This window comes from Paenibacillus sp. 10L310, assembly GCF_056395745.1.
On record NZ_JBFTKC010000039.1, the window covers coordinates 1 to 6,046 of the forward strand.

At 42.6% G+C, this 6,046-nt stretch carries 7 protein-coding genes; 6 read left to right on the forward strand and 1 reads right to left on the reverse strand.

All coding sequences use genetic code 11. From position 1 onward, the window contains the following. Positions 1 to 17: 17 nt before the first annotated feature. From AC1DE7_RS31475 to AC1DE7_RS31490, 4 genes are all read left to right on the forward strand, one after another. Positions 18 to 401, forward strand: a complete 384-nt coding sequence (locus AC1DE7_RS31475) for an Imm26 family immunity protein (RefSeq protein WP_477535884.1) — start codon at positions 18 to 20, stop codon at positions 399 to 401. Between the two features lie 324 nt (positions 402 to 725). Beyond that, complete coding sequence (locus AC1DE7_RS31480) at positions 726 to 932, forward strand: helix-turn-helix transcriptional regulator (RefSeq protein WP_339783535.1); 207 nt, start codon at positions 726 to 728, stop codon at positions 930 to 932. Further along, the gene (locus tag AC1DE7_RS31485) at positions 933 to 1,373 is read left to right on the forward strand and encodes a hypothetical protein (RefSeq protein WP_036613899.1); all 441 of its coding nucleotides are present in this window, start codon (positions 933 to 935) and stop codon (positions 1,371 to 1,373) included. Between the two features lie 190 nt (positions 1,374 to 1,563). Continuing rightward, entirely contained in the window at positions 1,564 to 2,307 is a 744-nt protein-coding gene (locus tag AC1DE7_RS31490; RefSeq protein ID WP_477535885.1) for an AAA family ATPase, read from the forward strand. A 673-nt stretch (positions 2,308 to 2,980) separates the two neighbouring features. Here AC1DE7_RS31490 and AC1DE7_RS31495 read toward each other — a convergent pair. Then, positions 2,981 to 3,181: a hypothetical protein gene (locus tag AC1DE7_RS31495; protein WP_237175103.1), complete on the reverse strand. Its 201-nt coding sequence runs from the start codon at positions 3,179 to 3,181 to the stop codon at positions 2,981 to 2,983. Positions 3,182 to 3,482: 301 nt separating this feature from the next. Between AC1DE7_RS31495 and AC1DE7_RS31500 the strand changes: the two genes are divergently transcribed. Both AC1DE7_RS31500 and AC1DE7_RS31505 read left to right on the forward strand, forming a co-directional pair. Further along, positions 3,483 to 4,673, forward strand: coding sequence for a glycine C-acetyltransferase (locus tag AC1DE7_RS31500; RefSeq protein WP_340029291.1), 1,191 nt, complete (start codon positions 3,483 to 3,485; stop codon positions 4,671 to 4,673). A gap of 37 nt (positions 4,674 to 4,710) precedes the next feature. Then, positions 4,711 to 5,670, forward strand: coding sequence for an L-threonine 3-dehydrogenase (locus AC1DE7_RS31505; protein WP_076250511.1), 960 nt, complete (start codon positions 4,711 to 4,713; stop codon positions 5,668 to 5,670). Positions 5,671 to 6,046: the final 376 nt, after the last annotated feature.

The following is a 6,046-nucleotide window of genomic DNA, read 5'->3' on the forward strand; positions in this document are numbered from 1 at the left end:
CTGCCTAACGCTAAGTTCTGCCTAACGCTAAGTTTGCCTTTGGGAGAAGGCTTAAAGATGCCAGCATTGCAATCTATAATGTGATAAGTGACACGATAGAAGAGATACCTCAAGAAGAGGAATACCAATTTATCGTGGGTGTATATGATGATGTACTGAAATCAGGTGATTGGCCGGTCGTTGAGAATCGTCCGTTCCCGAATGAAGAAGAGGCGTGGCCCCCACCTGCCTGTATCATTGATAGGATATCAGGAGGGTATGAAATATATCATTTGGGAGAGATTAGACCTTCTACTCGCGAAGAATGTGAAGGGTTAGAGATGGCGGCTGCTTGGGAAGCCCATCATATTGTTGATAGAATAATGGGAGATGATAAGTGGCACCGAGACCCGAATAAATAGTGTACGAGTATACCATCTATGGTTCCAGAAATCAGGTGTAGCGGTTTAAACCGCTTTTTCACTTTCCAATACTAACATTAAGTCACGGCCTACATACGTTTCTATAGGGGTAACACCAAGCGCTTCAACCATTTGCTCTGTTTAAGTAAACTCTTCTGGCATCTTATATAAACAAAAATCAACGGAGCCAAGCCCTCTTTTTACAAAGAGGGGCTTAGCTTGTTTTGCATTCAGAGGTAAGTAAAAATGCAAAGTTAACTTGACACATAATGCAAAGTGAACTATGCTAAAAATGCAAAGTAAACATTGCAAGGACGTGATCACTTGAAGACAAGAATTGCAGAACTGCGTAAGCAGCATAAGCTGTCACAGGAAGAGCTGGGACGAATTGTTGGTGTTACCCGGCAAACCATTACCTCTCTTGAAAGGGGAAAATACACGGCTTCCCTTATTCTTGCTTACAAAATTTCCAATTTTTTTGGACTCGCCATTGAAGATGTTTTTGATTTCAGCGAAGTGGAGGAAATGTAAATGGACAAGTACAAGATTAAAGTAAAAACTCGCAAAAACGTACTGTCACTGGTAGCCGCTGCTACCCTATTGATCTATGTAGGACTTATATTTTACCGAGGTGGACTACCCGATTTACCTAGTTTTATAAAGGGATTTCACACAGGCGCTTTTATCGGGGTTGAAGTGGCCGTCGCTTTTTTCCTCGTCAGGTATATAAAAGCCAGTAATAATGAAGCCGAGCTGAAGAAGCAGTATATTGAGGAGAATGACGAGCGGAGTGTAATGATACTCCAGAGAGCCGGCACACTCAGCACAGCAATCATTCTCATTGGTATGGGCATTGCCTCCGTGATCGCCGGTTTCTTTAATCCCTTGATATTCTATACCTTACTAACTTGCTTATTATTTGTTTTAATCGTATTTTTTGCACTGTGGATGTTTTATGCGAGAAAAATTTAAGGTTTAGATCAAAGCAGTGGAGAGAGGTGAATATTTACCGGATATCGATTTACGGACAGGTTATTTTCGGTATGTGGTATTATTTGTTTGATGGAGTAAACTAAAGCTTGAGACAAACATCGGTCAGTGTTTTCCAAAAAAAAGGTAAGCATAACGATCAAAGTTTTAAAAGGGAGTGAACTATATTAATATACAGCATCCCTATTTACGACAAATTCAGCTTAAGCGGCAACAAGTACCCACCTATAATCGTTACCCCTTTGATTTGGCAGTCATTCGAAACCTAAATACTCTTGATTTCCACCCCAAGGTAACCTATATCGTAGGTGAAAATGGAATGGGCAAATCAACACTGATGGAGTCCATTGCTGTCGCATGGGGATTTAACCCGGAGGGTGGGACGATCAACTTTTCCTTCTCAACCCAGGCTACTCACTCGAACTTATATGAATATATACAATTGATTAAAGGTCCGCGACGCCCGAGGGATGGCTTCTTTTTCCGGGCAGAAAGTTATTATAATTTAGCCACAACGATCGATGAGTTGGACAGCCAACCATCATTCGCTCGCCCTATTATAGAATCTTACGGTGGGAAGTCCTTGCATGAGCAATCGCACGGAGAGTCGTTCTTTTCCACTTTCATTCATCGGTTCGGGGAGAAGGGATTATATATACTGGATGAGCCTGAGGCTGCATTGTCTCCCCTTCGCCAAATGGCGATGCTGACACGAATCCATGAACTTGTTTTGCAAAACTCTCAATTTATAATTGCGACCCATTCCCCAATCCTTATGGCATATCCAGATTCGATTATTTACAATCTAAAGCCGGATGGTATCGAAGTCCAAGTATTGGAAGAAACCGACCATTATATGATTATGAAAGAGTTTGTGAATAACAAGGATAGGATGCTCAGAGAGTTATTCGAGTAAGCTAAATATTAATTCCACTGTTATCCTATAGAATCTAAAAGCTTAAGAGAGATCGTTACAAAGAAAGCGATCTATTGTCGAGATTAAGCTAACGGGAAACGTTAGCTTAATCAAACTTAATAAGGCATCAAATTGATCATCTGCTGATTTCAACTAGCGGACTGACGACAGGGATCGTTGCAGAAATGCTAACGATCCTTTTTTGTATATGTTTACGTATGAGTATTTAAATCACGAAAAAGGGCTCCTCCGTAGACTAGGACGCCCCAAGTTCAGGTCAGCGATCACGTACTTGATATAAAGGGAAAACAGTGGGTGTTGCCCGGCAAAGTGATGTTTTTATTTTTCACAGTCCGATCGGTAATTTTGGTGATGCTGAGTATCTTACATGCTGTAGGCTTAGTAGAAGTGACTTTGTAGAACCATTCAAACGCTCTACACAGAGAAACAACGGATCGAACAGGAAGAACGGTACAACTATATTGGACTGTTATGGAAAAATAAGGTATAGAAAGCCACTGCTTCTATATATTTTAAAACAGAAGATTCTATTTTCTAGCATGGGTGCTTGTAGGGGGGAATGCATGTTTCATTATTTTCTGAAGATAAGCAGAAACATTGTTAGGATTGCTACTGCGAAGCATTCGTCCTAAATCGAGGAAGTATAAATATACTACTCACTATTTTCATCATCTAATCGCCGACGAAATATCAAAGCCGAGACAGCAAATATAATAAAAGATAATGTTGAAGCAGCAGTAACCATCTTCAACACACTTCCTATTGGAGGGTTAAACAACAGAGCAATTGAGATGATTAAAACAGCACCTGTTAAACCCATTCCCAAAATCGAGATCGCTAAAATCTTGTTCATCAAATCACCTCACAGGTTGAAATAGAGTTTCTCATTGCATAATAATAGTTTAATACATGATGAATTAGTATAGAATGTAACAAAAAGTATAGCAAAGATTTAGTAGCGATTGCTTCCGGGAATGGGGGAAGCAATCGCTATGTTTTTTTGCGGATATTTTTATTTTTTTGTCCGCCACATGTGTACAAAAAAATAAAAAGATGATACATTAAAATCAATCTAACCCTTTTTATAACAGGTTTTTCCCGGAGAATTATGTGTCTCCTGTACGAGGACATACGTATATCGAGGAGGGAATGGAATGTCAAGTCAAGCATTGGACCAATTTTTAAGTTCGAACATCGAAGATCTAAAGACTAAAGGTCTATATAACGTCATCGATACGCTGCAGGGTGCAAATGGTCCTGTTATTCGTATCGACGGAAAGTCCTTAATCAATTTGTCTTCCAATAACTATTTGGGACTGGCAACAGATCACCGCCTGATTGATGCTTCAGTTAAGGCGTCGCAGACATACGGGGCAGGCGCAGGGGCTGTGAGAACAATTAATGGTACGATGGATCTTCATATTGAGCTTGAAGAAAAACTGGCCCGTTTCAAAAAAACGGAAGCCGTTATCGTGTATCAATCGGGATTTAACTGCAATATGGCTGCTATATCCGCGGTAATGGACCAGCATGATGCGATTTTATCAGATGAGCTGAACCACGCTTCGATTATTGATGGCTGCCGCCTGTCGAGAGCCAAGGTGATTCGCTTTAAGCATTCGGATATGAATGATTTAAGACAGCAGGCGAAAGATGCCAAGGAATCCGGTCAGTACCATAAAATTATGGTCATCACCGACGGGGTTTTCTCCATGGATGGTGATATAGCAAAGCTGCCTGAGATCGTGAAAATAGCAGAAGAATTCGATCTGATTACTTATGTGGATGATGCCCACGGTTCGGGCGTTCTCGGAGCAGGTGCGGGAACCGTGAAGCATTTTGGATTGTCCGACCACATTGACTTTCAAATTGGTACTCTTTCCAAGGCGATTGGGGTTGTCGGCGGTTATGTGGCGGGTAAAAAACAACTGATCGAATGGTTGAAGCTGAGAAGCCGTCCGTTTCTGTTCTCGACATCGCTACCTCCGGCTGCAATCGCTTCTTGTAGCGCTTCTGTCGACATTTTGATGAATGACAAAGAGCTGATCGAGAAGCTGTGGGAGAACGGCAATGATTTGAAAAATGGCTTGAGCCGGCTTGGATATGATGTAGGCCAAAGCGAAACGCCGATCACACCTTGTATCATTGGCGATGAAGTAACCACCCAACAGTTCAGCAAACGGCTTTATGAAGAAGGCGTTTACGCCAAGGCAATCCTGTTTCCGACGGTTCCGAAAGGAACCGGAAGAATACGCAACATGCCGACAGCTGCCCATACCAAGGAGATGCTCGATCAGGTGATCTCCGTTTATGAGAAAGTTGGCAAGGAAATGAAGCTGATTTAGCTGCATTCGCGGGAGTACATTTCGGGAGGAATGTCTTATGAACAAGATTTTGGTGACCGGAGCACTGGGCCAAATCGGTTCTGAGTTAGTTGTTAAATTACGTGAAATTTATGGTGCGGATCACGTCATTGCTACAGATCTCAGGTCATCAGCCCACGAAATTACCCGATCCGGGCCATTCGAGCTACTGGACGTGACGAATGATAAGGCGATGTTCGAAATCGCCAAGCGGTACGAAGTTGATACCGTCATCCATTTGGCTGCGCTGCTGTCGGCTACCGCAGAGGAGAAACCGCTGCTTGCCTGGAATTTGAATATGGGTGGATTGATGAATGCACTTGAAATATCCAGGGAGCTCGGCTGCCAATTTTTCACTCCAAGCTCCATTGGATCTTTTGGTCCTTTGACTCCGAAAGACAATACCCCTCAGGATACGATCCAGAGGCCCAATACGATGTACGGCGTGAACAAAGTGTCCGGCGAACTGCTTTGTGATTATTATTTTCACAAATACGGCCTGGATACTAGGGGACTGCGATTCCCGGGTTTGATATCTTATATGACGCCTCCCGGCGGAGGAACGACGGATTACGCCGTGGAAATTTATTACGCAGCCGTGACGGCTGGCCGATATACATCTTATATCGCCAAGGACTCAAACATGGACATGATGTATATGCCGGATGCCCTGAACGCTATCATCGATTTGATGGAAGCGGATTCTTCCCGGTTGATGCACCGAAATTCATTTAATGTCACCGCAATGAGCGTGGATCCGGAGGCGATCGCTGCAGCGATTCGGGATGAGCTTCCAGGCTTTATCCTCGATTATGACGTTGATCCGAAGAGACAGGCGATTGCCGATAGCTGGCCGCATTCCATTGATGCGACGGCAGCGAAAACAGAATGGGGATTTCATGCTCGCTACGACCTGAAGGCCATGACGAAGGATATGCTTTCACATCTAAGCGAGAGACAAATGCTTCGCAAGGCTTAAAGTTATTATGAATTCGATCGAAGAGTGACATCGCTAAAAAAAGCAAGAAAGGGGAACTTATAAAAACAAAAATAGAACGAAATTGTCGAGGGACAAGAACATTGTTCCATTAAAGTCGCTATTACAGCGGCTTTTTTTTGTTTTAAGGACAAGAACGTTGTGTCATTTCGGATTAGGTATCTATCTAAATAGCATCATGATGAAGATCATGTGGCAAGAAAAAAGCACATGAATTTAAGAATTCGGTCATAGCCCCGTCAAGTAGACAATAAAAAAAGAGAAACTCCATTAAGCGGCGACTTTTTCCCGGAATTCAATTGGGGAGAGGTCGCCGAGTTTGTTTTGGAAACGGTCCTTGTTGTAAAACAACATATAC